Genomic DNA, 21,993 nt, shown 5'->3' with positions numbered 1-21,993 from the left:
TTGTCATTTCTGACACTCGTGAGCCCCGCGAACGATCGCCAGGCTGGACGCATGGCTCTCCGCACGCGTCCCTCGCCCGCCGCGCCGCCTGCGGCCTCTTCCACGGAAACGGCCCCCGGCCCGCGCCGCTGGCTCGTCCTCGCCGTCGCCTCCACCGCGCAGTTCCTGGCGATCCTGGACCTGTTCGCGGTCAGCGTCGCCTTCCCCGCGCTGCGCGACTCCTTCCCCGGCGCCTCGCTCCCGCAGGTGTCGTGGGTGCTGAACGCCTACACGATCGTGCTCGCCGCGCTGCTCGTCCCGGCCGGGCGGCTCGCCGACGACACCAGCCGCAAGCGCGCGTTCCTGGTCGGCATGGCGCTGTTCGGCGCCGCGTCGGTCGGCTGCGCGCTCGCGCCCGCCCTGCCGGTGCTGGTCGCCGCCCGGATCGCGCAGGCCGCCGCCGGAGCGGTGCTGATCCCCACCTCGCTCGGCCTCGCGCTGCCGGCCTTCCCCGCCCGCGAGCACCCGACGGTGATGGGCGTCTGGACGGCGGTCGCCGCGTTCGGCGCCGGGTTCGGGCCGGTCGCCGGCGGGCTGCTGCTCACCGCCGGCTGGCGCTGGATCTTCCTGATCAACGTGCCGGTCACCGCCCTCGCCGTGCTCGCCGGGCGGCGGCTGCTGCCGGACGCCCGCCGCGCTTCGCGCCAGCGCCTGGACCTGCTCGGCGCACTGCTCATCCTCGGCACCACCGGCATGCTCACCACCGCCATCGTGCAGGGCCCGGCGTGGGGCTACGGCTCACCCGGCACGCTCGGCTGCGCCGCCGCGGCCGTCGTCCTCGGCGCGCTGGCCGCGCTGCACATGCGGCGGCACCCGAACCCCGTCATCGGGTTCGCGCTGTTCCGGCACCGTCCGTTCCGGATCGCGGTCTCGGGGGTGTTCCTGTACTACCTGGCGTTCGCGGCGATGCTGCTGTCCACCACGCTGTTCCTCACCGTGCACTGGCACTACTCGCCGGTGCGCGCCGCCCTCGCCGTCTCTCCCGAGCCGGTCGCCTGCATGCTGCTGTCACCGCTGTCGGGCTGGCTGGTGGGACGCATCGGCGCGCGCGCCGCGGCGGCCCTCGGCGGGCTCACCCTCGCGGCGGCGGCAGGCTGGTGGGCGCTCGCCATCACTCCCGAGCCGTCCTACCTGACCACCGTCATGCCGGGCCTCGCCCTGGTCGGCGCGAGCACCGCGCTGCTCCAGCCGCCGCTGTTCGGGTCGGCCGCGACACTGCCCGGCGACCGCATCTCGCTCGGGTCGGCGGTGCTGATGATGTCCCGGCAGATCAGTTCGGCGCTCGGCGTCGCCGTGCTGACCGCGATCCTCGGGAACTCCGCTGCCCCGTCCCCCGGCGCGTTCCAGGCGGGCTGGACCGCGATGACCGCGGCGGGCGTGCTCGCCGCGCTGGTGAGCCTGCGCTACCGGATCGGGCCGTCCGGCGCCCGCCCCCGCAAGGCGCCGGCCCGGCCTTCATGATCCACATCGTCAACGAACCGGCCACCGGTTCTGTTCCGGCCCCCGGCGTCCTTCTCCGCCACGGCGGCGGCACCCTCATCCGCCGGTGGGCCGCTGCTGCAGACGGGTGCCAGCGCGGTGGGCGAGGCCTCCCACGGCGCGGGCCGCCGCGGGCGAGACGCGCGACAGGGCGCGGGCGGCGCGGGCCTCGGCGGCGACGGTCACGACCGCCCGGTCGTGCCGGACGGCCTTCACGATCGCCGCGGCGACCCGCTCGGGCGGGTAGCCGCGGCGCTCGAACGCCCGGGCCGCCTGCTCGCGCAGCTGGCCGGTCAGCCCGACATAGCGGGCGTTGCGGGTGATGGGGGTGTCGATCACGCCGGGGCAGACCGCCGAGACGCCGATGCCGAACGGCGCCAGGTCCAGCCGCAGGCACTCGCTGAGCTGCAGGACCGCCGCCTTGGTCGCCGAGTAGGCGGGCAGCTCGGCGCTCGGCGCGAACGCCGCCATCGACGACACGTTCACCAGATGGCCGCCCTCGCCGCGCCGCACCATCTGCTGCGCGAACAGCCGGCAGCCCCGGTAGACGCCGTCCAGGTTCACCGACCGGACCCGCTCCCACTCGGCCTCGGTGGTGTCCAGCAGCGACCCCGCGAGGCCGACCCCGGCGTTGTTGACGACCACGTCGGGCACCCCGAACACCTCGGCGACATAGGTGGCGAACCGCTCCATGGCGGCGGCGTCGGCCACGTCCACCCGGTAGATGTTCGCCATCTCCCCGATCTCGCCGGCCGTGCGCTTCGCCGCGTCCTCGTCGACGTCGGCGGCGACGACCCGCGCCCCGGCGGCGGCGAACGCGTGCGCGGTGGCGCGGCCGATGCCGCTGCCCGCGCCGGTCACCACGACCAGCCGCCCGGCGAACTCCCCGCCGGTCCCGCCCGCCGCGCGGGCGCGGGCGAGCTCCGGCGTCTCCGGCCCGCCCTCGACGTGGTCGGCGAACTCGCCGATCCAGGCGGCGATCCGGTCGGGGTCGCGGCGCACCGCCCAGTGCCCGGCCGGGATGCGCCGCACGTACAGGCGCGACGCCCGGCCGCGCGCCGACAGCAGCATCGACTCGGTCCCGTACCGGTCCCGGGTCGGCACGATGACCTGGACGGGCACGTCAGTGCCGCCGTCGCCGGCCGCGCCGAGCCGCCGCATGTTGGCGCGGTAGAGGCCGAGGCCGTTGCGGGCGTCCCGGGCGATGGTCGCGGCGGGGTGGCCGGGGCGCGGCTCGGCGCCCTCGGCCAGCCGCAGCCCCTTCTCGAACGCGACCGGCAGCAGCCGGGCGAGCGCCTCGCCCGCGTACGGCGCCATCATCAGCGGCATGTACACGCTGCGCCGCGCCTGGCCGAGGACCTCGGCGACGCCGCGCGGCCCGGACCGTACCGTCTCGCGCGCCCACGGCACGATGTGCTGCCGGGCCGGGCCCGAGATCGAGGTGAACGAGGCGATCCGGCCGCGCAGCCGGTCGCCGATCACCGCGTCCCAGCCCTGCACCGACCCCCAGTCGTGGCCCGCCAGGTGCACCGGGCCGGTGACGCCGGCGCCGTCCAGGACGGCCGCCAGGTCGCCGAGCAGCGCGTCCACGCCGTAGTCGAGCGGGTCGGCGGGGGCCGTCGAGCCGCCCGCGCCGCGCACGTCGTAGGCCAGCACGCGGAACCGCGTGGCGAGCCGCTCGGCGACCTCGTCCCAGACCGCGCCGGTGTCGGGGTAGCCGTGGATGAGCACGATCACCGGCTCGTTCCCCTGCCCGCGCTCCCGCACGGCCAGCTCGACCTCGCCCGACCTCACCCGGAACTCCCGCATAGCGCCCACCCGCCTGTTCGAGGATCTCCCCTTGCGAACGTACGCCGTGGCACGCCGGTGTCCAGATCAGGCAGGCCGGACGGGCTGCCGCAGGATCACCCGGACCTTGCTCCCGTCGGGCTCGCGCGGGTCGGTCAGGTACAGCTCGTGGTGCAGCCCGGCGTGGACGAGCCCCTCGGCGTCCATCAGCGCGCCCATCCGGGCCAGGCTGCGCGGCTCCTCGGAGTACGGGCCGCAGTGCAGCATCTGCACGCACAACCCGTCGCCGAACTCCACCACCTCGATGCCGTCGTGCCCCGATACGTCCGGGTCCAACCCGTCCGGCACGCGCAGGAACAGCTGCCAGTGCCACTCCTCGCGCGGCACCTCCAGCGGCGGCCGCTCGTCGTTCACCCACCAGCGGCCCTCCAGGGGCGGCGGGACCAGGCCGAGCGGCCCGAACGCCCCGTACAGCGCGCCGACCGCCGCGGTGTAGGCCGGGCCGCCCGGCGCGCCCTGCCCGGACACCGCCAGACCGCGCACCGGCCCGAACTCGACGATCTCGGGCTCCTCGGCGGCCTTGTACCAATCGCTCACGGGGTCTCCTCCAGTCCGATCATGACCCGGGTCACCAGCTCCTCCGGTGACACCTGGGACGGGTCGGTGAGGTAGACCTCCCGCACCGGGCCGCGCGGGTCGTGCCCGTGCTCGGCGCACCAGGCCAGCAGCGCGTGCGCCGTCAGCGGCACCTGCGAGTACGGCCCGACGTGCACCGCCGCCGCGAACACGCCGCCCGGCAGCGTCTCGCCGCCGGGCTCGGCCGCCACCCGCACCGGGAACTCCTCGCCCACGACGAGCGGGAAGATCCCGGTGAAGACGCCGGCGGGGCCGCCGTCCAGCAGCCGCGCCACGCACGCGGCGGTGACCGCGCCGACGGTGGCGGGCGTCGCGGTGTCCGCGGCGATGCGGACCCGGCGGGCCGGCTCCCGGACGGTGGTGACCTCGGTGCGCGGCAGCCCCTCGGCGAGGACGCGCTCCAGCGAGTCCAGGGCCTGGCGGCGCCGCAGCAGGTCGGCCTCCAGCCGGTCCCGGGTCTCGCGCAGCGCGCGCGCCACGCCCTCGCCCGACAGCACCCGCCCGATCGTCGGCAGCGGCACGTCCAGCGACCGCAGCAGCCCGATCGACAACGCGTCCCGCACCTGGTCCCGGCGGTAGTACCGGTACCCGGACGCGGAGTCGACGTGCGCCGGGGCCAGCAGCCCCAGCTCGTCGTAGTGCCGCAGCTGCTTGACGCTCAGCCGGCACAGCCGCGCGAAACGGCCGATCGGCAGGAGATCTTCGCTCACGGGCTCAGGCTCACCTCTCCCACTATGGGAGGGTCAAGTGCGGGGGTCTGAGGGTCGTCCCCCAGGTAAGCACTACGGACGGGCTGACAGTCCGGTGCAGGAGCGCAGTCCGTTCCATCGCTTGACCTCCGCTGCAGCAGCAGCGCCCGACAGCGGCATCGGGAGGCCGCCGGAGATGCGGGCGGGCTTCCACTTGGCGGCGCCGACCTTGCCGTCCTCGACCCGCAGCAGCAGCACGCCCGAGTTGGCGGTCTGCCCGTTGGCGGAGGAGAACACGAAGTTGCCCATGCCGTAGTGGACGTACTTGCCGTCCATGTAGCCGCCGCCGAGCGGGACGTGGGCGTGCCCGCCGACGACGACGTCCGCCCCCGCCTCGACGAGCTTCTTGGCGAGCGCCTGCTGGCGCGGCAGCGGGCACGCCTTCAGCTCCTGCCCCCAGTGCAGGTGGACGATGACCAGGTCGGAGCCCTTGCGGGCGTCCTTCACGGCCTGCACCATGCGCGGCTCGTCCTTGGCCGAGGCGAGGCCGCCCTTGGCGTCGGTGGCCGTCCACGCCTGGATCAGGTGGTCGTCGAGGACCTGGGTGGCGCCGACGATCGCCACCTTGTTGCCCTTCACGGTGACCCGGTGCGCCCGGTACGCCTCCTCGGCGTTCCTGCCGATGCCGACGACCGGGAACCCGGTCCGCTTGATCGCCTTCAGCGAGTCGCGCAGGCCGGACTCCATGAAGTCCATGCCGTGGTTGTTGGCCATCGACACCACGTCCACCCCGGCGCCCTTCAGCGCGGCGAACGCCGACGGCGGCGCGCGGAAGGTGAACTCCTTGCCGGGCGCGGGCGAGCCGCCGGTGGTGATGGCCGTCTCCAGGTTCACCATCGCCAGGTCGGCGGCGCGCAGCGTCCTGGCGATCGGCCCGAGCGCCGTCGCCGGGCTGGCGAGCCGGCCGCGCAGCCCGCCCTCGAAGTGGGTGTCGCCGCCGAACGCGATCGTGAACGGCTCCTTGGGGGCCGCCTCGGCCGCCTTGGCCTTGGCCTTCCCGGGCTTGGCGGACGCGCCGGGCGACGCCTGCCCCTTCGCCTTGGGGTCCCCGTCACCGCCGCACCCGGCGACCGTCAGCACTCCGGCCAGCGCGGTCAGCGCGACCGCTCTCCTGCGCAGCGCCATGGGGACCTCCTTGATCGGCTTCGGCTCAGCATGCCACGCGATCCGCGATGCGCCGGCCAGGACGCCGCTTCGCCCGCGCGCGGCGTCCGGCGCGCATGGATCCACGTGAAACATCGGTCAGGCAGGGGTGGCCTTGACGTCGGCGCAACCGCGCAGGCCCTCCCACTGCGTGCGGGCCTGCTGGGCGGCCTCGCCGGTCAGCGGCACCGGCACCCCCTCGGTGATGACGGCCGGGGCCCAGTCGGCCTTGGTCACCCGCCGCTTCTTGGCCAGCGGGTCGAAGGTGAGCGTCAGCACGCCGCTCTGCGCGGTCTTCCCGGCGGAGTTGTAGAAGACGAAGTTGCCGAGCCCGTAGTGGACGTACTTGTCCTTGAGGTAGCCGCCGGCGAGCAGCACGTGCGCGTGGCTGCCGATGATCGCGTCGGCGCCGGCGTCGGCGAGCTGAGCGGCCAGCTGCCGCTGGTTCTGCGTCGCGCAGGAGTTGAGCTCCTGCCCCCAGTGCAGGTCGACGATCACCACGTCGTTGCGCACGCCGGCGTCCTTGACGGCCTGCACCAGCCGCGCCGCGTCCTTGGCGGAGGCGAGGCCGGCCTTGGTGTCGGTGGCCGTCCACGCCGTGGCCAGCTCGTCGTCCAGCACCTGGGTGGCGCCGATGAAGGCGACCTTGGCGCCGTTCACCTTGAGCACCTCCGCGTGGAACGCCTCCTTGGCGGTGCTGCCGATGCCGACGACCGGGAAGCCCGCCTTGCGCGCGGCCTCCAGGGAGTCCTTCAGCCCGGTCTCGCCGTAGTCCATGCCGTGGTTGTTGGCCATGGTCGCCACGTCCACGCCGGCCGAGCGCAGCGCGCGGAACGCGGACGGCGGGGCGCGGAAGGCGAACTGCTTGGGCGCGGGCGTACCGCCCGTCGTGACGGCGGTCTCCAGGTTGACCATCGCCAGGTCGGCGCTCTTCAGCTGGGCCGCGATCGGGCCGAGCGCGTCGTCGGGCCTGCTGTCCAGGCGGCCGCGCAGCATGCCCTCGAAGTGGACGTCCCCGCCGAACGCGACGGTGAACGGCTTCTTCATGTCCTTGGGGTCCCAGTCGATGAGCGTCGCGCAGCCCGTGGCCGACGACGCCGCCGCCAGTGCGACCGCCGCGCGCAGCACGGCCATCCGCCTCCCGATTCGCACTGGGACCTCCCGCTTTCCGAAACTGTTTGCCAGCTTCGATGCCGTCCGGGATCAGGAGGTTCGCCCCGAATTGCTGCGGATCGGATCAGGCGACGCGCTTGGCGCCGATCGACTGCATGATGCCGGGCCACGCCCGGTGCATCTCCGGGCCCCAGTAGCCCCACTGGTGCCAGCCGTTCTGGTAGAAGTGCGTCGTCACCGGGATGCCCAGCTGCTTCAGCCGGGCGGCGAGCGAGACGTTCGTCGAGCCCGCGGTGGACTCGCTGAGGCCGGCGACCACCCGCAGCCGGACGTACTCCAGCCCCTGGAACGGCGGGTCCAGCGGGCCGGGCTCACCGGTCAGCCCCGACGACAGGTACAGCCGCGTGCCGCGCAGGTTGCCCGCCAGCAGGTACGGGTCGTGCGCCTTCCAGTTGGCCATGTCGCCGCTCGGCGGGCCCCAGATGCGGAACGGGTCCTCGCTCGGAATGGCCACGAGGCCGGCGAACATCAGCGTGGCCGGGATGCCCGGCTTGGTCAGGTGCACGATGCCGCTGAACGACGCCGCGTACTTGAACATGCCCTTGTGCCGGGCGGCGTAGGTGATGGCGCCCTGCCCGCCCGAGGAGATGCCCATGGCCGCACGCGCGCTGCTCGCGCGGAAGTTGCGCTCCATGAGCTGGACGACCTCGCTGGTGTGGAAGGTCTCCCACTTCGGGCCGCCGGGACGGCCGTAGTTGTACCAGTTCGTGTACGAGCCGTTCGCGCCGCCCTCGGGCATGACGACCATCGCGTCGTAGCGCGCGGCGACCTGCTCGATGTCGGTGTACTTCGTCCAGGACTCGTAGTGGGCCGCGCCGCCGTGGAAGGTGTACACGACCGGCCAGCGGCGGGCCGAGGTCGCCGACCAGCCCTTCGGGGTGATGACGCGGACCTTCACGGTCTGCCCGATCGACGGGGACTTCACGCTGAGGTCGAAGGTGCGCGCGTCGATCTGCGTCCGCCCGGTGATGGCGGCGCCGGTGTCGGCCTTGCGCAGGACGGGCGCCTTCGCGGCGGCGTCCGCGTGGACGGCCGGGCCGGCCGTCACGGCGATCCCGGCCAGGGTCACCAGGGCGGCGCGCAGCCCGCGGCGGCCACGTGCAACACGCGACATTCTCACACTCCGGAGTCAGGGACCGTGCGATCCCCGCGGCGCCGGAGGGGGTGGGGAGGCGGCGCCTCGCACGGCTGTGCGAGACGCTAGCGGAGCACGCCTTGCCCGCAATAGCCCGGGCGGCCCACAAAATTGATCTTTGTTTTGTGTGGATGGCCCAAAGTGAGCGAGCCGGAACAGCAGGTCACAGCCGCTTCGGCCGCCGTCCGGCCTGCTCACCTGCTGTATCCGGCCGGCGACGGGAACCGGCTTCTATTGCCATTTGCTCCAATACGAACAAAACCGTGCGGAGCGGCTCAAGCACCGGCCTGCCCGACCGGCCGTTCGGCGTCCTGCCCCGCGCGCGGCGCCGGCAGCCGGGCCGGCCACTCCTCGCCCGGGGCCAGTTCGTAGGGCGCCCGGACGTCCGGGCCCGCCACCGCGGCCGGCTCCTCCCGCTCCGCCGGGCGCGGCCGCGGCGGCGCCGGGACGGCCCGCTCGAGCGAACCGCCGAACGCCTGCGACACCGCCTGCAGCGCCGAGGTCACCTCGCTCGGGATCACCCAGAACGTGCTGCCCTCCCCCTGCGCCAGCTTCGGCAGCGTCTGCAGGTACTGGTAGGCCAGCAGCTTGGGGTCGGGGTCGGCGTCGTGGATCGCCTCGAAGACCTGCCGGACCGCGGCGGCCTGCCCCTCGGCCTCCAGCACCGCGGCGCGCTTGGCGCCCTCGGCGCGCAGGATCGCCGCCTGCTTCTCGCCCTCCGCCGTGAGGATCTTGGACTGGCGGCCGCCCTCGGCGGTCAGGATCGCCGCGCGCTTCTCCCGCTCGGCGCGCATCTGCTTCTCCATCGCGTCCTTGATGGACGGCGGCGGCTCGATCGCCTTGATCTCCACCCGGGTGACCCGGATGCCCCACTTGCCGGACGCGTCGTCCAGCACCCCGCGCAGCGCGGTGTTGATCCGGTCCCGGGAGGTCAGCGTGGCCTCCAGGTCCAGCGTGCCGATCACGTTGCGCAGCGTGGTGGCGGTCAGCTGCTCGATCGCCTTGATGTAGTCGACGATCTCGTAGTCGGCCGCGCGCGGGTCGGTGACCTGGAAGAACAGCACGGTGTCGATGTGCACCACCACGTTGTCCTCGGTGATCACCGGCTGCCGCTGGAAGGACACCACCTGCTCGCGCAGGTCGATCAGGCCCTTCACCCGGTCCACGAACGGCACCACGAAGCTGATGCCCGGCTCCAGCGTGCGGCTGTAGCGGCCGAACCGCTCGACGTTGCGGGCCCGCGCCTGCGGGACGATCCACACCGCCCGCAGCACCGCGACGGCGACCGCGCCGAGGCCGAGGACCACCAGCACGAGCACGACGATGGCCAGTTCCGTCATGTCCCCTCCTCCGGGGCGGTGCCGTAGAGCAGCGCGGTGGCGCCCTCGATGGCGAGCACGTCGGTGACCGTGCCCGCCGGGATGACCGCGCCCGGGTCGTAGGGCCGGGCCGTCCACTCCTCGCCGCCGATGCGGGCGCGCCCGCCGGCCCGGGTGACCTCGGTGAGCGTGACCGCCTCGCGGCCGACCAGCGCGGCGGTGCCGGACCGCAGCGCGGGCGGGACGGCCAGGTGCCGGCGCGCGATCGGGCGGGCCAGGCCGAGCCCGGCGGCCGAGCCGGCCGCGAACACCGCCACCTGCGCGCCGAGCGGCAGCCCCGCCGCGCCCGCCAGGCCGGTCAGCGCGGCGGCCGCCGCGAGCAGCCCGAGCGCGAACGTCAGCGTGAGCAGTTCGGCGATCCCGAGCAGCGCCGCCGCCAGCAGCCAGAGGACCCAAGCCTCCATCGCGCCTCCCCAGAGGCCCTTTCCTCCACGGTAGACCCGGCCCGCCCGATGCACCATGGCGCGGCGGGGACGGGCCGGGGCGTCAGGCCGCCGCCAGGGCCTCCGCGGGCGCCAGGCGGGCCGCGCGGATCGCCGGATACAGGCCCGCGACCGCGCCGATCAGCGCGGTCGCGCCGGCACCGCCCGCCAGGACCCACAGCGGCACGACCGCGGGCCACGCCTGCGCCATGGCGTACGTCCCGGTCACCAGGCAGCCGAGCAGCACGCCGGCCGCGCCGCCGAGCAGCGACAGGAGCAGCGACTCCGCGACGAACTGCGCCCGGATCTGGCCCTTGGTGGCGCCCAGCGACCTGCGCAGGCCGATCTCCGCGCGCCGCTCCAGCACCGAGATCACCATCGTGTTGGCCACGCCGATCCCGCCCACCAGCAGCGCGACCCCGCCCAGCCCGAGCAGCAGCGCGGTGAGCGTCGCGTTCGCGGCCCGGCGCACGGCCAGGGCGTCCGACGGCCGCGACACCTGCACCTCGTTCGGCGCCGGCGGGTTCGCCGTGGCCGCCAGCACCCCGCGCACCGCCTCCACCCGCGACTCCGCCGACCGCGTGTAGACCGTCGTCGGGTGCCCGTCGAAGCCCAGGTACGCGCTGGCCGCCGGCCACCCCATGAGCACCGCCGAGTCGAGCTCCGGCGCGAGCGGCGCCTTCCGCAGCACCCCGACCACGACCCACCACCGGCCGCCGATGCGCACCGCGGGCACATCGCCGAGCCGTTCGGCCGCCGTCGCGCCGAGCACCACCGCCGGATACCGGCCGGTCGCCGCGTTCAGCCAGGCGCCGTGGTCCAGCTCGGCGCCGACCGTCCCGATCAGGTCGAGCCGGGCCGCGCGCACGGACAGGCCGCCGGTCTGCGCCGCCGGGACCCGCTCGTTGCGGTAGGCGTGCACCCCGTTGAGCAGGCCGGTCGCGGTGACCGACCGCACCGGGCCGATCCGCTTGATCATCGCGACCGACGCGTCGGGCAGCGTGGCCCGCTCGCCGAACGCCGTGCCGCCGGGCGACACCGTCAGCATGTCGGTGCCGAGCCGGGCCAGCTCCCGGTCGAGGCCGGCGCGGCCGGAGGCCGAGACGCCGACCACCGCGGTCATCGCCGCGATGCCGATCGCGATGCCGAGCGCCGACAGCACGGCGCGCAGCGGGCGGGAGCGCAGGCCGGAGCCGCCGAGCCGGACCAGGTCCGACGGGCGCAGCCGGGCGGGGCGCGGCGTCGTCACAGGACCACCCGCCCGTCGAGCATGCGCACCCGCCGGGGCAGGCCGGCGGCGATCTCGCGGTCGTGCGTGATGACCAGGACCGTCGTGCCCGCCCCGTTCAGCTCGCGCAGCAGGTCCATCACCCCGGCGCCGGAGGCCGAGTCCAGGTTCCCGGTCGGCTCGTCGGCGAGCAGCAGCGGCGGGTCGCCCGCGACCGCGCGGGCGATGGCCACCCGCTGGCGCTCGCCGCCGGAGAGCCGGTGCGGCCGGTGGGCGAGCCGTTCGCCGAGGCCGACCCGCACCAGCGCGGCCTCGGCGCGCCGCTCGCGTTCCCGCTTGCCGGCGCCGGTGTAGAGCAGGCCGTCGGCGACGTTGCCGAGCGCGTCCCGTCCCGGCGCGAGGTGGAACTGCTGGAAGACGAAGCCGATGCCGGCGGCGCGCAGCGCGGAGAGCCCCCGGTCCGACAGCGACGCGACGTCGTGCCCGTCGATCCGCACGCTCCCCCGCGTCGGCCGGTCCAGCGTGCCGATCAGGTTCAGCAGCGTGGACTTGCCCGAGCCCGACGGCCCGACGATCGCCAGCAGCTCGCCGCGGCCGACGACCAGGTCGGCCGAGCGCAGCGCGGTGACGCCGCCGGGATAGGTCTTGGTGACGCCGGCGAGCTCGACCACCGGGCTGCCCTCGGTTCCGGCGGGGCTCACGACGGCATCGCCACCTTCATGCCGGCCTGCAGCCCGGCCCCGCTGATCTCGACCCTGCCGTCGGCGAAGAGCCCGGTCCGCACCGCCACGGTCCGCGTCGCGGCGCCGTCGACGACCTGCACCCCGTGCCCGCCCTCGGCGAGCGCGAGCAGCGCGGCCACCGGGACGGCCAGCACGTCCGGCCGCTCGCCCGCGGTGAAGGCGACGGTGACGGCGGCCGTGCCCTCGCTCGTGACCGCGGCGTCGAAACCGACGACCACCTTGATCCTGGTGGTGGCCGACTCGCCGTTCTCGCCCCGGACCGCCACCGTGGCGACCTTGGTGATCCTTCCCGGGACGACCTTCCCGCCGGGCAGCGTGACCCGCACCGCGGCGCCCCGCCGGGCGAGCCGCCCCGCGCTCTGGTCCAGCCCGACCAGGGCCAGCGGCGCGGTGCCGGTGACCTTCTCCACCGCCGCGCCGGGCCCGGCCACCGTCCCCGCCTGCGTGCTCAGCGAGTCCACCCGCACCGCGCCGGCGGCGTACACGACCTGCCCGGGATCGACCGAGCCCGTCTTGGTGAGACCGAGATCGTCCTGCCAGTCCCGGACCGCGGCGGCGGTCGCGGCGCTGTAGGCCCTGTCGACGGTGAACCCCCGGCGGCCGAGCGCCCAGAGGTTCCGCTCGAACTGCTCGACGTCGGCGCCCCTGGCGCCCGGCGCGAGCCTGCGGTACGCCGGGATCGGGCCGTAGAGCAGGACGACCGGCCTGTCGTCGAGGCGGAAGACCGCCTTGCCGCGGGTGATCGTCGCGCCCTCCGGGGGCAGCCAGGTCACGGTGCCGGCGCCGCGCGAGGAGATCGTCGTGGCGTCGCCGTGGCCGAGCGTGCCGTCGTGGTCCTCCCGGTCGACCAGCGTCTGCCGGGTGATGCCGGCGGTGGGCACCGGCGCCCGGCCGGCGGGCCGGTGGCCGCTCCGCGCCCCCGGCATGCCGAAGACCGTGACCGCGGCGACCGCGGCGCCGGCCGCGAGCACGCCGGCGACCGTGGCCGCCCTGCGTCGCGCGCCCATCAGGAGCCGCCTCCGCCCTTCCGGGGCGGCAGGTACTTCTGGCATTCCCGCATCGCCTTCCGGAATGCCGGGTCGTCGGGCTCGAATCCAAGGTCCTTGGAATCGCCCTGTATGGCGCCGTTCGAATCCGGGTCGGGGTACTTGGAGAATCCGTGCTCCCGGATGCACTGCGACACCTTCCGGATCTTATTGAGGTCGTCCGCGCTGATCCTGCCGCCCTGGTTCGCGCCGGGCGCGTATTTCTTGCACGCCTCCTGCGCCTTCTTGTACGTGTTCTCGTCGGTCCCCTCGGGAACGCGCACCCCCAGGCTTCCGTCGGGCGCCGGGTCGGGGAACCACGACAGCCCCTGGTCGCGCATGCACCGCGAGTACTTCAGCTCGGAGCTCGGACCGCCGGTCGTCGCGCCGGCCCTGGGCGCGCCGGAGGCGGCGGTCGCCACATTCGGATCCTCGTGCCCGGCACAACCCGCCGTTCCCGTGGAAAGCATCACGGCGATCGCGGCAATGGCCCGCCGCAGCGTTTTCTTCGACATGCGTATGTTCTACGCCCCGGCCGGTCACACGACGGGCACAGAAAACACCTGACCGTTCTTGCCCGGCTTTTCCTCTTCCGGAAAGAGCACTTTGACGTCGAGGCCGCCGTCCGGCCGGGCGACCACGGCCAGGTCCGCCGAATGGGCCGCGGCGATCGCCTGGACGATGGACAGCCCGAGGCCGTGGTGACCTCCGTCGGCCGTCCGGCCGAGCCGCTGGAACGGGCTGAGCAGCCGGTCCGTCATCTCCGGCGGGACGGGCGGCCCGGTGTTGGCCACCGACAGGAAGGGGCGCGCGCCCTCCATGCCCGTCGCCACGTCCACCTGCCCGTCCGCGACGTTGTAGCTCAGCGCGTTGTCGACCAGGTTGGCCACCAGGCGCTCGACGAGGGCGGGATCGCCGGCGATCCGCGCCGGCCGGTTCCGCGCCGCGACGGCCACGCCCCGCCGCCGCGCCTCCGGCTCGGCGCCCCGCAGCACCTCCCCGGTCAGCCCGGCCAGGTCGACGTCCTCCAGGCGGTCCAGGCCGCGCTCGCTGGTCGCCAGGACCAGCAGCGACTCCAGGAGCCGGGCCTGCTGCTCGCTGACGACCATCAGCTGCCGGAACCGCGCCCGGAACGACTCCGCCGTCGCGTCCGGATCGATGAGGGCCTCCTCCAGCAGGGCGTGCTCCACCGTCAGCGGCGTGCGCAGCTCGTGCGCGGCGTTGGCGACGAACCGCCGGTGCGAGTCGAGCGCGGCGTCCAGCCGGCCGAGCAGCCCGTCGACGGTGTCGGCCAGGTCCCTCAGCTCGTCACGGGGCCCGGTGAGGGCCAGCCGCTCATGCACGTTCCGCGCCGAGATGCGCCGGATGCCGGCGGTCATGGTCTGCAGCGGCCGCAGCACCCGCCCGGCCACCAGCCAGCCGAGCGCGGTCGCGATGACCGACATGACGGCGAGCGCCACACCCGACTGCACGAGCAGCCGGTGCATCGTCTCGGCCTGCTGCCGGACGGCCTGGTCCCGGACCGCCTGGACGATCCGCCGGTCCGCGGCGGGCAGCCGGGGATCGGCCGGCGCGCCGTCCCCCTGGTAGACGCTGAGGCTCCGCTCCCCGGACGGGGACCTGCTGAGCGCGGACACCTCGACGTTCGTCCTGCCGTGCGCGACCAGCAGATAGGTGACGGCCAGCAGCACGGCGCCGGAGAGCAGGAAGAGGGCGCCGTACAGGAGGGTGAGCCGCAGCCTGACCCGCATGCCGGAGATCTGGGACTTCAGGCCCACGAGGACTCCCTTCCCGGTTCAGATCCGGTAGCCGGCCCGGGGGACGGTCTCGATGACGGGCGGCTCGCCGAGCTTGGCCCGGAGCCGGTTCATGGTGGCCTTCACCGTCGTGGTGAAGGGGTCGGCGGCCCGGTCCCACACCCGGTCCAGCAGCTCCTCGGCCGAGACCACCCGGCCCTGCGCGGCGAGCAGGTGCTCCAGGACGGCCAGCTCCTTGGGGTTCAGCGCCAGCCGCACCCCGGCCCGGGTGGCGATCCGGTGGGCCGGGTCCAGTGCCAGGTCGCCGCGCACCAGGACGGGCGGCACGGCGGGCTGGGAGCGCCGGCCGAGCGCCCGGACGCGCGCCACCAGCTCGGGATAGGCGAACGGCTTCGGCAGGTAGTCGTCGGCGCCGAGGGTGAGGCCCCGCACCCGGTCGGCGACGGCGCCGGCCGCGGTCAGCATGAGCACCCGGGTGCGCAGCGGCTCCCGCGTCAGCCGGCGGCACACCTCGTCGCCGGGCACCCCGGGCAGGTCCCGGTCGAGGACCACCACGTCGTAGTCGACCTCGACGGTGCGGTCGAGCGCCTCCGTCCCGTCGTAGGCCACGTCGACCGCCATGCCCTCGCGCCGCAGGACCCGCGCCACCGAGTCGGCGAGCCACACGTGATCCTCGACCACCAGGACCCTCATCCGTCTCCCCCGACCGCCCGAGTCCGCCACCGATCCGGAACGCCAGCGTACGGCGGGGCGGTCACACGGCCGTCACACCGTTCCGCCGGCCGGCCGCACCGCCCCGCCGCGCGTTCCGGCGGTTCGGCGTCCCCGGCCGGGGCGCTTGTCACATTTCGGCAGAAGTTGCGCGGCCTGGATCGTTCCATCATGGCGCCGCCCCGGCCGGCGGGCCATTATTGGTACGGTCCCGGCACGAGGAGCCCGTCGATGAGCCGCACGGCCTACCGCACCTGTCCGCTCTGCGAGGCCCTGTGCGGCCTGGAGCTCACGCTCGACGACGGCGGCGCCGTCACCGGCGTGCGCGGCGATCGCAGCGACCCGCTCAGCAAGGGGTTCATCTGCCCGAAGGGCGCCACGCTCGGCCGCCTGGACGGCGACCCCGACCGGCTCGCCGAGCCGCTGCGGCGCACCCCGGACGCCCATGTGCCGGCCGGCTGGGACGAGGCGTTCGACCTGGTCAAGGCCGAGATCGGCAAGGTCGTGGCGCGGTACGGCAAGGACGCCGTCGCGGTCTACATCGGCAACCCGACCGCGCACTCGATCGCCGGCCCGCTCTACGGCGCCGCGATCATCAAGGCGCTCGGCACCCGCAACGTCTACACCGCCAGCACCGCCGACCAGATGCCCAAGCACGTCAGCAGCGGGTTCCTGTTCGGCGACCCGTTCGCGATCCCGGTGCCCGACCTGGACCGCACCGACCACCTGCTGATGCTCGGCGCCAACCCGCTGGAGTCCAACGGCAGCCTCTGCTCGGCACCCGACTTCCCCGGCCGGCTGAAGGCGATCCGGGCGCGCGGCGGCAAGGTCACCGTGATCGACCCGCGCCGCACCCGCACCGCCGCGCTGGCCGACGAGCACCTGTTCATCCGGCCCGGCACCGACGCCTACCTGCTGGCCGCGCTCGTCCACACGCTGTTCGCCGAGGAGCTGGCCGGCTCGCCCGGGAACGTCAACGGGCTGGACGACCTGCGCGCCCTCGTCCGCGACCTCGCGCCCGAGCGGGTCGCCGCCGTCACCGGCATCGAGGCCGCCGACATCCGCCGCCTCGCCCGCGAGCTCGCCGCCGCGCCCACCGCCGCCGTCTACGGCCGCATCGGCACCTGCACGCAGGCGTTCGGGACGCTGAACAGCTGGCTGGTGGACGTCCTCAACGTGCTCACCGGCAACCTGGACCGGCCCGGCGGCGCGATGTTCCCGCGCCCCGCCCATATGCCCGTCTACCGGACCAAGCGCCCGTACCAGACCGGCCGCTGGCACAGCCGGGTGCGCGGCCTGCCCGAGGTGAACGGCGAGCTGCCGGTCGCCACCCTCGCCGACGAGATCGAGACGCCCGGCGAGGGGCAGATCCGGGCGCTGATCACCATCGGCGGCAACCCGGCGCTGTCGGCGCCGAACGCGGCCCGCCTCGACGCCGCGCTCGCCGGCCTGGACTTCATGGTGAGCGTCGACCCGTACCTGAACGAGACCACCCGGCACGCCACCGTGGTCCTGCCGCCGCCCCGGCCCGCGCAGACGCCGCACTACGACCTGGCGCTGCTCGGCTTCGCGGTGCGCGACTACGCCCGCTACTCGCCGCCCGCGGTGCCGCTGCCGGAGGGACGGCCGAGCGAGGCCGCCATCCTCGCCCGGCTCGCCGTGGCGGCCTCCGGCCTGGACGCCGGCCCCGAGGCGCTGGACGAGATGATCATCGCGAGCACGCTGGCGAAGGCCGCCGCGGCGCCCGGCTCCCCGGTGCACGGCCGCGAGCCCGCCGACCTGCGCAAGCTGCTCGCCGAGGGCGGCGCCGCCACGCTCACCGAGCAGCGGCTGGACATGATGCTGCGGCTCGGCCCCTACGGCGAGGGCTTCGGCGCCGACCCGGCCGGCCTCACCCTCGCCCGGCTGCGCGACGAGCACCCGCACGGCGTCGACCTCGGCGCCCTCAAGCCGCGCCTGGCCGAGGTGCTGTGCACCGCCTCGGGCCGGATCGAGCTCTGCCCGCCGGCGTTCGCCGCCGACGCCGACCGGCTGCGCGCCGGCCTCGCCGGGCCCGCCGCCCCGGGCACGGTGCTGATCGGCCGCCGCCATCTGCGGTCCAACAACAGCTGGCTGCACAACGTCCCCGAGCTGGTGCGCGGCTCCAACACCTGCACGCTCCAGCTGAACCCCGCCGACGCCGCGGCGCTCGGCGTCGCCGCCGGCGACCTGGTCCGGGTCACCTCGCGGGCCGGCGCGCTGGAGGCCGTCGCCGAGCCCACCGACGCGATCATGCCGGGGGTGGTCAGCCTGCCGCACGGCTGGGGCCACGACCGGCCCGGCACCCGCGCCGGCGTCGCCCGCCGGAACGCGGGCGTGAACGTCAACGCGGTCACCGACGAGCGGGAGATCGACCCCTTGTCGGGCAACGCGGTCTTCAACGGCGTCCCGGTCACCCTGGAGGCGGCCGGGCCCGCGCGGGTTTAGGCCCCCCTACGCGCAGGTAGTAATGCAGCACCGTGGGGGCACGCCGGTCACCGCGGCCGGAGGTTCCCGGCCGCCCGCAATGCCCTCCCCCGCAAGGGTGGCCGCCGGTGATCGCGAAAGACTAGGGTCGCATCGGGGGCCCGCCGGGCGTCCCGATGCGCAGATGTGCAGCACGACCGGACGCACGCACCCGAGGAGGGACATGAACCGACGGGCGAGCAAGATCTTCCGGCGCGTCCCCGCACCACCGGGCCCGACCCGGCTGGTCGACATGGCCGAGGGCCTGGAGCACACCGGCAACCTGGACCGCGTGATCGGCGCGCTCCAGGGCGCGGTGCGGCGGGCCCTGCCGAAGGGACCCGTCAAGGACGCGCTGCACGGGGTGCCGTTCGGGCATCCCGCGCACCCGCCGCTCACCGACCTGCCGATGGGCTGCTGGATCTCGGCCACCGCGCTGGACCTGCTGCCCGGGACCGCCCGCGCGTCCCAGGCGCTGATCGCGGCGGGCCTGGCGGGCGCGGTGCCGACCGCGCTCACCGGCCTGGCCGACTGGTCCGAGCTGCACCGCGAGCAGCAGCGCGTCGGCCTGGTGCACGCGGCGGGCACCGCCACCGCGACCCTGCTCTACGCCGCCTCGCTGGTCGCCCGCCTCCAGGGCCGCGACCGGGCCGGCCGGGCCCTCGGCCTGACCGGCCTCACCGCGCTGATGGCGGGCGGCTTCCTCGGCGGGCACCTGGCCTTCCGGCAGGCCGCCGGCGCCAGCCACGCCGACCAGGTCTCGCACCTGGTCCCGCTCGGCTGGCACGACCTGTGCGAGGCCGCCGAGCTGCCCGACGGCTGGCCGGTGCAGCGCCGGCTCGGCTACATCACCCTGTTCGTGCTGCGCGTCGGCGACGAGGTGCACGTGCTGGCCGACCGGTGCAGCCACCTCGCCGGGCCGCTGCACCAGGGCCGCATCGTCACCGACGACGAGGGCGACCCGTGCGTGGTGTGCCCGTGGCACGGCAGCACGTTCCGCGTCGACGACGGCTCGGTGGTGCACGGGCCCGCGACCGCCCGCCAGCCCGCGTTCGAGAGCCGCGTGCTGGACAACGGCATGCTGCAGGTCCGGCCGATCACCTGACCCCGGGGGCCGGGGCGCGGGGGGCCGGGGCGCGGCTCAGTCGCCCCGGTCCATCTCGTCGGGGTGCACGTCGGCCATCGGGTACTCCACCAGCGCCAGCACCCGGCTCGCCATGAAGCGGGCGGTGCGCACCGGGCCGCCGGTGCGGGTGACCTCGCTGACCTCCACCACCCCGCGCCGGTTGGCGACCTCCACCCGGCGGCCCGCCCGGGTGGCGACCACCTCGTAGGTGCGGGTGCCCTCGCCGCCCGCGTCGATCATGATCTCGACCCTGTCGCCCTTCATCGGTCACGCCCCTCCGCGTCGCCCGACGCACTCGAACGTATATTCGAATTATACCCGCCCGGGGCCCATCCGAATCATGAAAAGCCAGGTCAGGCCAGGAACTTCCACAGCGCGACGAGGCCCACCGCGACGATGACGCCGCGCAGCACCTGCGGCGGGATGCGGCGCCCCACCTTCGCGCCGAGCAGCCCGCCGAGGGTGGAGCCCACCGCGATCAGCAGCACCGCCGTCCAGTCGATCTCCACCAGGCCGAACAGCGCCGCGCCCATGAACAGCACCGCCGCCGAGCCGTTCACGATCGCCGACAGCACGTTCTTGGCCGCGTTGACGCGCTGCAGGTCGTCGGGGAGCGCGCTGCCGAGCAGGCCGATCAGCACGATGCCCTGCGCGGCGCCGAAGTAGCCGCCGTACATGCCGGCGAGCAGCACCCCGATCCACAGTCCCGGGCCGCCGTGCGGGACGCTCTTCTCCCGGCGGGCCAGCATCCACGCCTGCACCCGCCGCTGGAACACCACCAGCAGCAGCGCGACGACGATCAGCACCGGCACGATGACCTGGAACGCCTTGGCCGGCAGCCCGAGCAGCAGCACCGCGCCGGTCAGCGCGCCGAGCAGGGACGCGCTGCCGAGCCGCAGCAGCCGCTCGCGCTGCCCCTTCAGCTCGGCCCGGTAGCCGTAGGCGCCGGTGACCGCCCCCGGCACGAGGCCGATGTTGTTGGACACGTTCGCCACCACCGGCGGGAAGCCGAGCGCCACCAGGGTCGGGAAGGTGATCAGCGAGCCGGAGCCCACCACGGTGTTGATGCCGCCCGCGGCGATGCCGGCCGCGAAGATCGCGGCCGCGTCCAGCATGTCCAAGTCCGGCCTGCCCCAGATCGTGAAGTTCGTTCAGGTGTCACGATGCTAGGCACCCCGGGACCCCGGGCCGCACCCGGGGCCGCTCAGCGGGCCGTGCGGGCGTACCAGCGGCCGTTCTGGCGGTCCACGCCGAGCGGGACGCCGAAGCAGGCGCTCAGGTGCTCCTCGGTGAAGACCTCGTCGACCTTGCCCTGCGCGACGATGCCGCCCTTGCGCAGCAGCAGCGCGTGGGTGACCCCGGGCGGCACCTCCTCGACGTGGTGGGTGACCATCACCATGGTCGGCGCGGCGGGGTCGTCGGCGAGCCGGCCGAGCCGGTTCACCAGGTCCTCGCGGGCGCCGAGGTCCAGGCCCGCGGCCGGCTCGTCCAGCAGCAGCAGCTCGGGGTCGGGCATCAGGGCGCGCGCGATCTGCACCCGCTTGCGCTCGCCCTCCGACAGCGTGTCGAAGCGGCGGCCGATCAGGTCGCCGCAGCCGAGCGCCTCCAGCAGCCCGGCCGCGCGGGCCAGGTCGGTGGAGTCGTACTCCTCCCGCCACCGGCCGAGGATCGCGTACGAGGCGGTCAGCACCAGGTCCAGCACGGTCTCGCCGGCCGGCACCCGCTCGGCGACCGCGGCGCTGGCGATGCCGATGCGCGGCCGCAGCTCGAACACGTCGGTGCGGCCGAGCTCCTCGCCGAGGACGCGCACCGCGCCCTCGGTCGGGTACAGCAGCGCCGCCGCCACCTGGAGCAGGGTCGTCTTGCCCGCCCCGTTCGGGCCGGCGATCACCCAGCGATCGCCCTCGTCCACCGCCCATGTGACGTCGTGCAGCAGGGTCGCGCCATCACGCCTGACCCCGACTCCGCGGAGGTCCAGTACATCGCCGGCCATCGTGCGCCCTAGTCTCCCGTCCGGGTGCCCAGTGATCAGGTTCTCAGGAGAGAACCTATGCGATCGGGAACGGTCCTGCGATCCGCCGCGGCACCCGTTTCCCCTCCCGCCAGGCTATCGACCGGCGGCACCGCCCAGAGCGCTTATGGTGGTTCGCATGCCCATGGCACGTCGGTGGAGGGCGGGATGAGCAACGAAGCGGCGATCGCGCTGGTCGCCTGGGGCAACGCCTGGCTGACCGGGCACGTCGGGCCGGACGAGGCCGTCGACGCGATGGAGCGGTCCGCCGGGCCGCAGACCCTGGTGCCGCCGGGCGGGGCCGAGGTGCCGCTGCGCCGCGGCCTCGGCGAGCTGCGCGTCGCGGGCCTGCACGCGCTGCGCCTCGCGCTGCCCGCGCCCGGCGACCCGCTCGGGCTCACCGGCCCGCCCGAGCTGAACCGGGCCGCGATCGAGGCGGGCGCGGCCGTCGTCGCGGTGCTGCCCGGCCGCGCGCTCGGGCTGGTCCCGGCCGAGGACCGGCGCGGCTCGTCCTACGTCGGGGTGCGCTGGGACGCCCGGGACGCCGGCACCGCCCCGCCGGACGTGCCGTCGCTGGCCGACGCCGACCGGGCGCTGACGCTCGCCATGCGCGACGCCACCGAGGCGCTGCTGGCCGTCGACGACGTCGCCGGCGTCCCGCCCGAGATCGCCGACGCGCTGGCCGGCCTGCGCGACCCCGGCGGCCACCCCCTCGCCCCCGGCTACCCGCAGCGCGCGCACCGCGTCGCCGCGCTCGCCGGGCGGCTGTCGCTGGTGGTCGGCCTGGCCCGGCGGATGCAGGCGCGCGGCCTCAGCGGCGACCAGATGGTCCGCCGCGAGCAGGCGCTGCGGCTGCTGGACTCGGCGGTGCGGCGCGCGCTCACCGCCGCCTGCAACAGCGCGTTCGACCCGGTGCCCTAGGGAGCGCCCGCCCAGGGGAGCACGAAGGCGGGGCGCCCCCGAAG

At 75.0% G+C, this 21,993-nt stretch carries 21 protein-coding genes; 4 read left to right on the top strand and 17 right to left on the bottom strand.

What is annotated here, in order from left to right; translation table 11 throughout:
* Positions 1-51 precede the first annotated feature (51 nt).
* The gene (locus ACRB68_RS17900) at positions 52-1,500 is read left to right on the top strand and encodes an MFS transporter (protein WP_153533598.1); all 1,449 of its coding nucleotides are present in this window, start codon (positions 52-54) and stop codon (positions 1,498-1,500) included.
* Between the two features lie 75 nt (positions 1,501-1,575).
* On the opposite strand, the gene ACRB68_RS17895 is transcribed toward ACRB68_RS17900, so the two are convergent.
* The 14 genes from ACRB68_RS17895 to ACRB68_RS17830 all read right to left on the bottom strand — a co-directional run bounded on the left by ACRB68_RS17895 (position 1,576) and on the right by ACRB68_RS17830 (position 15,389).
* Entirely contained in the window at positions 1,576-3,312 is a 1,737-nt protein-coding gene (locus ACRB68_RS17895) for an SDR family oxidoreductase (protein WP_328594361.1), read from the bottom strand.
* Positions 3,313-3,393: 81 nt separating this feature from the next.
* Positions 3,394-3,903: a GyrI-like domain-containing protein gene (locus ACRB68_RS17890; protein WP_207709721.1), complete on the bottom strand. Its 510-nt coding sequence runs from the start codon at positions 3,901-3,903 to the stop codon at positions 3,394-3,396.
* The gene (locus ACRB68_RS17885) at positions 3,900-4,652 is read right to left on the bottom strand and encodes a MerR family transcriptional regulator (RefSeq protein ID WP_328594360.1); all 753 of its coding nucleotides are present in this window, start codon (positions 4,650-4,652) and stop codon (positions 3,900-3,902) included. Before ACRB68_RS17885 ends, ACRB68_RS17890 begins: the two co-directional genes overlap by 4 nt.
* A gap of 72 nt (positions 4,653-4,724) precedes the next feature.
* Entirely contained in the window at positions 4,725-5,816 is a 1,092-nt protein-coding gene (locus ACRB68_RS17880) for a CapA family protein (RefSeq protein WP_153533594.1), read from the bottom strand.
* 117 nt (positions 5,817-5,933) lie between these two features.
* Positions 5,934-6,986 (bottom strand): CapA family protein, encoded by a 1,053-nt coding sequence (locus ACRB68_RS17875; protein ID WP_328594359.1) that lies wholly within the window; start codon positions 6,984-6,986, stop codon positions 5,934-5,936.
* 85 nt (positions 6,987-7,071) lie between these two features.
* A complete protein-coding gene (locus tag ACRB68_RS17870) occupies positions 7,072-8,121 on the bottom strand; it encodes an alpha/beta hydrolase (protein ID WP_153533592.1) in 1,050 nt (349 codons plus the stop codon).
* 296 nt (positions 8,122-8,417) lie between these two features.
* Complete coding sequence (locus ACRB68_RS17865; RefSeq protein WP_153533590.1) at positions 8,418-9,482, bottom strand: SPFH domain-containing protein; 1,065 nt, start codon at positions 9,480-9,482, stop codon at positions 8,418-8,420.
* Positions 9,479-9,925, bottom strand: a complete 447-nt coding sequence (locus ACRB68_RS17860) for an NfeD family protein (RefSeq protein ID WP_153533588.1) — start codon at positions 9,923-9,925, stop codon at positions 9,479-9,481. Before ACRB68_RS17860 ends, ACRB68_RS17865 begins: the two co-directional genes overlap by 4 nt.
* An 82-nt stretch (positions 9,926-10,007) precedes the next feature.
* Positions 10,008-11,192, bottom strand: coding sequence for an ABC transporter permease (locus ACRB68_RS17855; protein ID WP_328594357.1), 1,185 nt, complete (start codon positions 11,190-11,192; stop codon positions 10,008-10,010).
* A complete protein-coding gene (locus ACRB68_RS17850; protein WP_328594356.1) occupies positions 11,189-11,872 on the bottom strand; it encodes an ABC transporter ATP-binding protein in 684 nt (227 codons plus the stop codon). Before ACRB68_RS17850 ends, ACRB68_RS17855 begins: the two co-directional genes overlap by 4 nt.
* Positions 11,869-12,921, bottom strand: coding sequence for a peptidoglycan-binding protein (locus tag ACRB68_RS17845; RefSeq protein ID WP_153533586.1), 1,053 nt, complete (start codon positions 12,919-12,921; stop codon positions 11,869-11,871). The genes ACRB68_RS17850 and ACRB68_RS17845 overlap by 4 nt, the downstream gene beginning before the upstream one ends.
* A complete protein-coding gene (locus ACRB68_RS17840; protein ID WP_153533584.1) occupies positions 12,921-13,454 on the bottom strand; it encodes a hypothetical protein in 534 nt (177 codons plus the stop codon). Before ACRB68_RS17840 ends, ACRB68_RS17845 begins: the two co-directional genes overlap by 1 nt.
* A gap of 24 nt (positions 13,455-13,478) precedes the next feature.
* Entirely contained in the window at positions 13,479-14,717 is a 1,239-nt protein-coding gene (locus ACRB68_RS17835; RefSeq protein ID WP_207709720.1) for a sensor histidine kinase, read from the bottom strand.
* Between the two features lie 18 nt (positions 14,718-14,735).
* Positions 14,736-15,389 carry a response regulator transcription factor gene (locus ACRB68_RS17830; RefSeq protein ID WP_153533582.1) on the bottom strand — a complete coding sequence of 218 codons (654 nt, stop codon included), beginning with the start codon at positions 15,387-15,389 and terminating at the stop codon, positions 14,736-14,738.
* A gap of 249 nt (positions 15,390-15,638) precedes the next feature.
* Here ACRB68_RS17830 and ACRB68_RS17825 point away from each other — a divergent pair, with 249 nt between their 5' ends.
* On the top strand, positions 15,639-17,873 hold the full coding sequence (locus tag ACRB68_RS17825) for a molybdopterin-dependent oxidoreductase (RefSeq protein ID WP_153533580.1): 2,235 nt from the start codon (positions 15,639-15,641) through the stop codon (positions 17,871-17,873).
* A gap of 202 nt (positions 17,874-18,075) precedes the next feature.
* Positions 18,076-18,996, top strand: a complete 921-nt coding sequence (locus ACRB68_RS17820; protein WP_153533578.1) for a Rieske (2Fe-2S) protein — start codon at positions 18,076-18,078, stop codon at positions 18,994-18,996.
* A gap of 36 nt (positions 18,997-19,032) precedes the next feature.
* On the opposite strand, the gene ACRB68_RS17815 is transcribed toward ACRB68_RS17820, so the two are convergent.
* From ACRB68_RS17815 to ACRB68_RS17805, 3 genes are all read right to left on the bottom strand, one after another.
* Positions 19,033-19,281, bottom strand: a complete 249-nt coding sequence (locus tag ACRB68_RS17815) for a hypothetical protein (protein ID WP_153533576.1) — start codon at positions 19,279-19,281, stop codon at positions 19,033-19,035.
* Positions 19,282-19,370: 89 nt separating this feature from the next.
* On the bottom strand, positions 19,371-20,138 hold the full coding sequence (locus tag ACRB68_RS17810) for a sulfite exporter TauE/SafE family protein (protein WP_153533574.1): 768 nt from the start codon (positions 20,136-20,138) through the stop codon (positions 19,371-19,373).
* Positions 20,139-20,221: 83 nt separating this feature from the next.
* Positions 20,222-21,010: an ABC transporter ATP-binding protein gene (locus ACRB68_RS17805; protein ID WP_153533572.1), complete on the bottom strand. Its 789-nt coding sequence runs from the start codon at positions 21,008-21,010 to the stop codon at positions 20,222-20,224.
* A 186-nt stretch (positions 21,011-21,196) separates the two neighbouring features.
* Here ACRB68_RS17805 and ACRB68_RS17800 point away from each other — a divergent pair, with 186 nt between their 5' ends.
* Complete coding sequence (locus ACRB68_RS17800; RefSeq protein WP_153533570.1) at positions 21,197-21,949, top strand: hypothetical protein; 753 nt, start codon at positions 21,197-21,199, stop codon at positions 21,947-21,949.
* Positions 21,950-21,993: the final 44 nt, after the last annotated feature.

The organism is Actinomadura macrotermitis, from assembly GCF_009604375.1.
Classification (GTDB): Bacteria; Actinomycetota; Actinomycetes; order Streptosporangiales; family Streptosporangiaceae; genus Spirillospora; species Spirillospora macrotermitis.
Note: the sequence above shows the minus strand (reverse complement) of the source record. Positions and strands in the feature narration are given on the sequence as shown.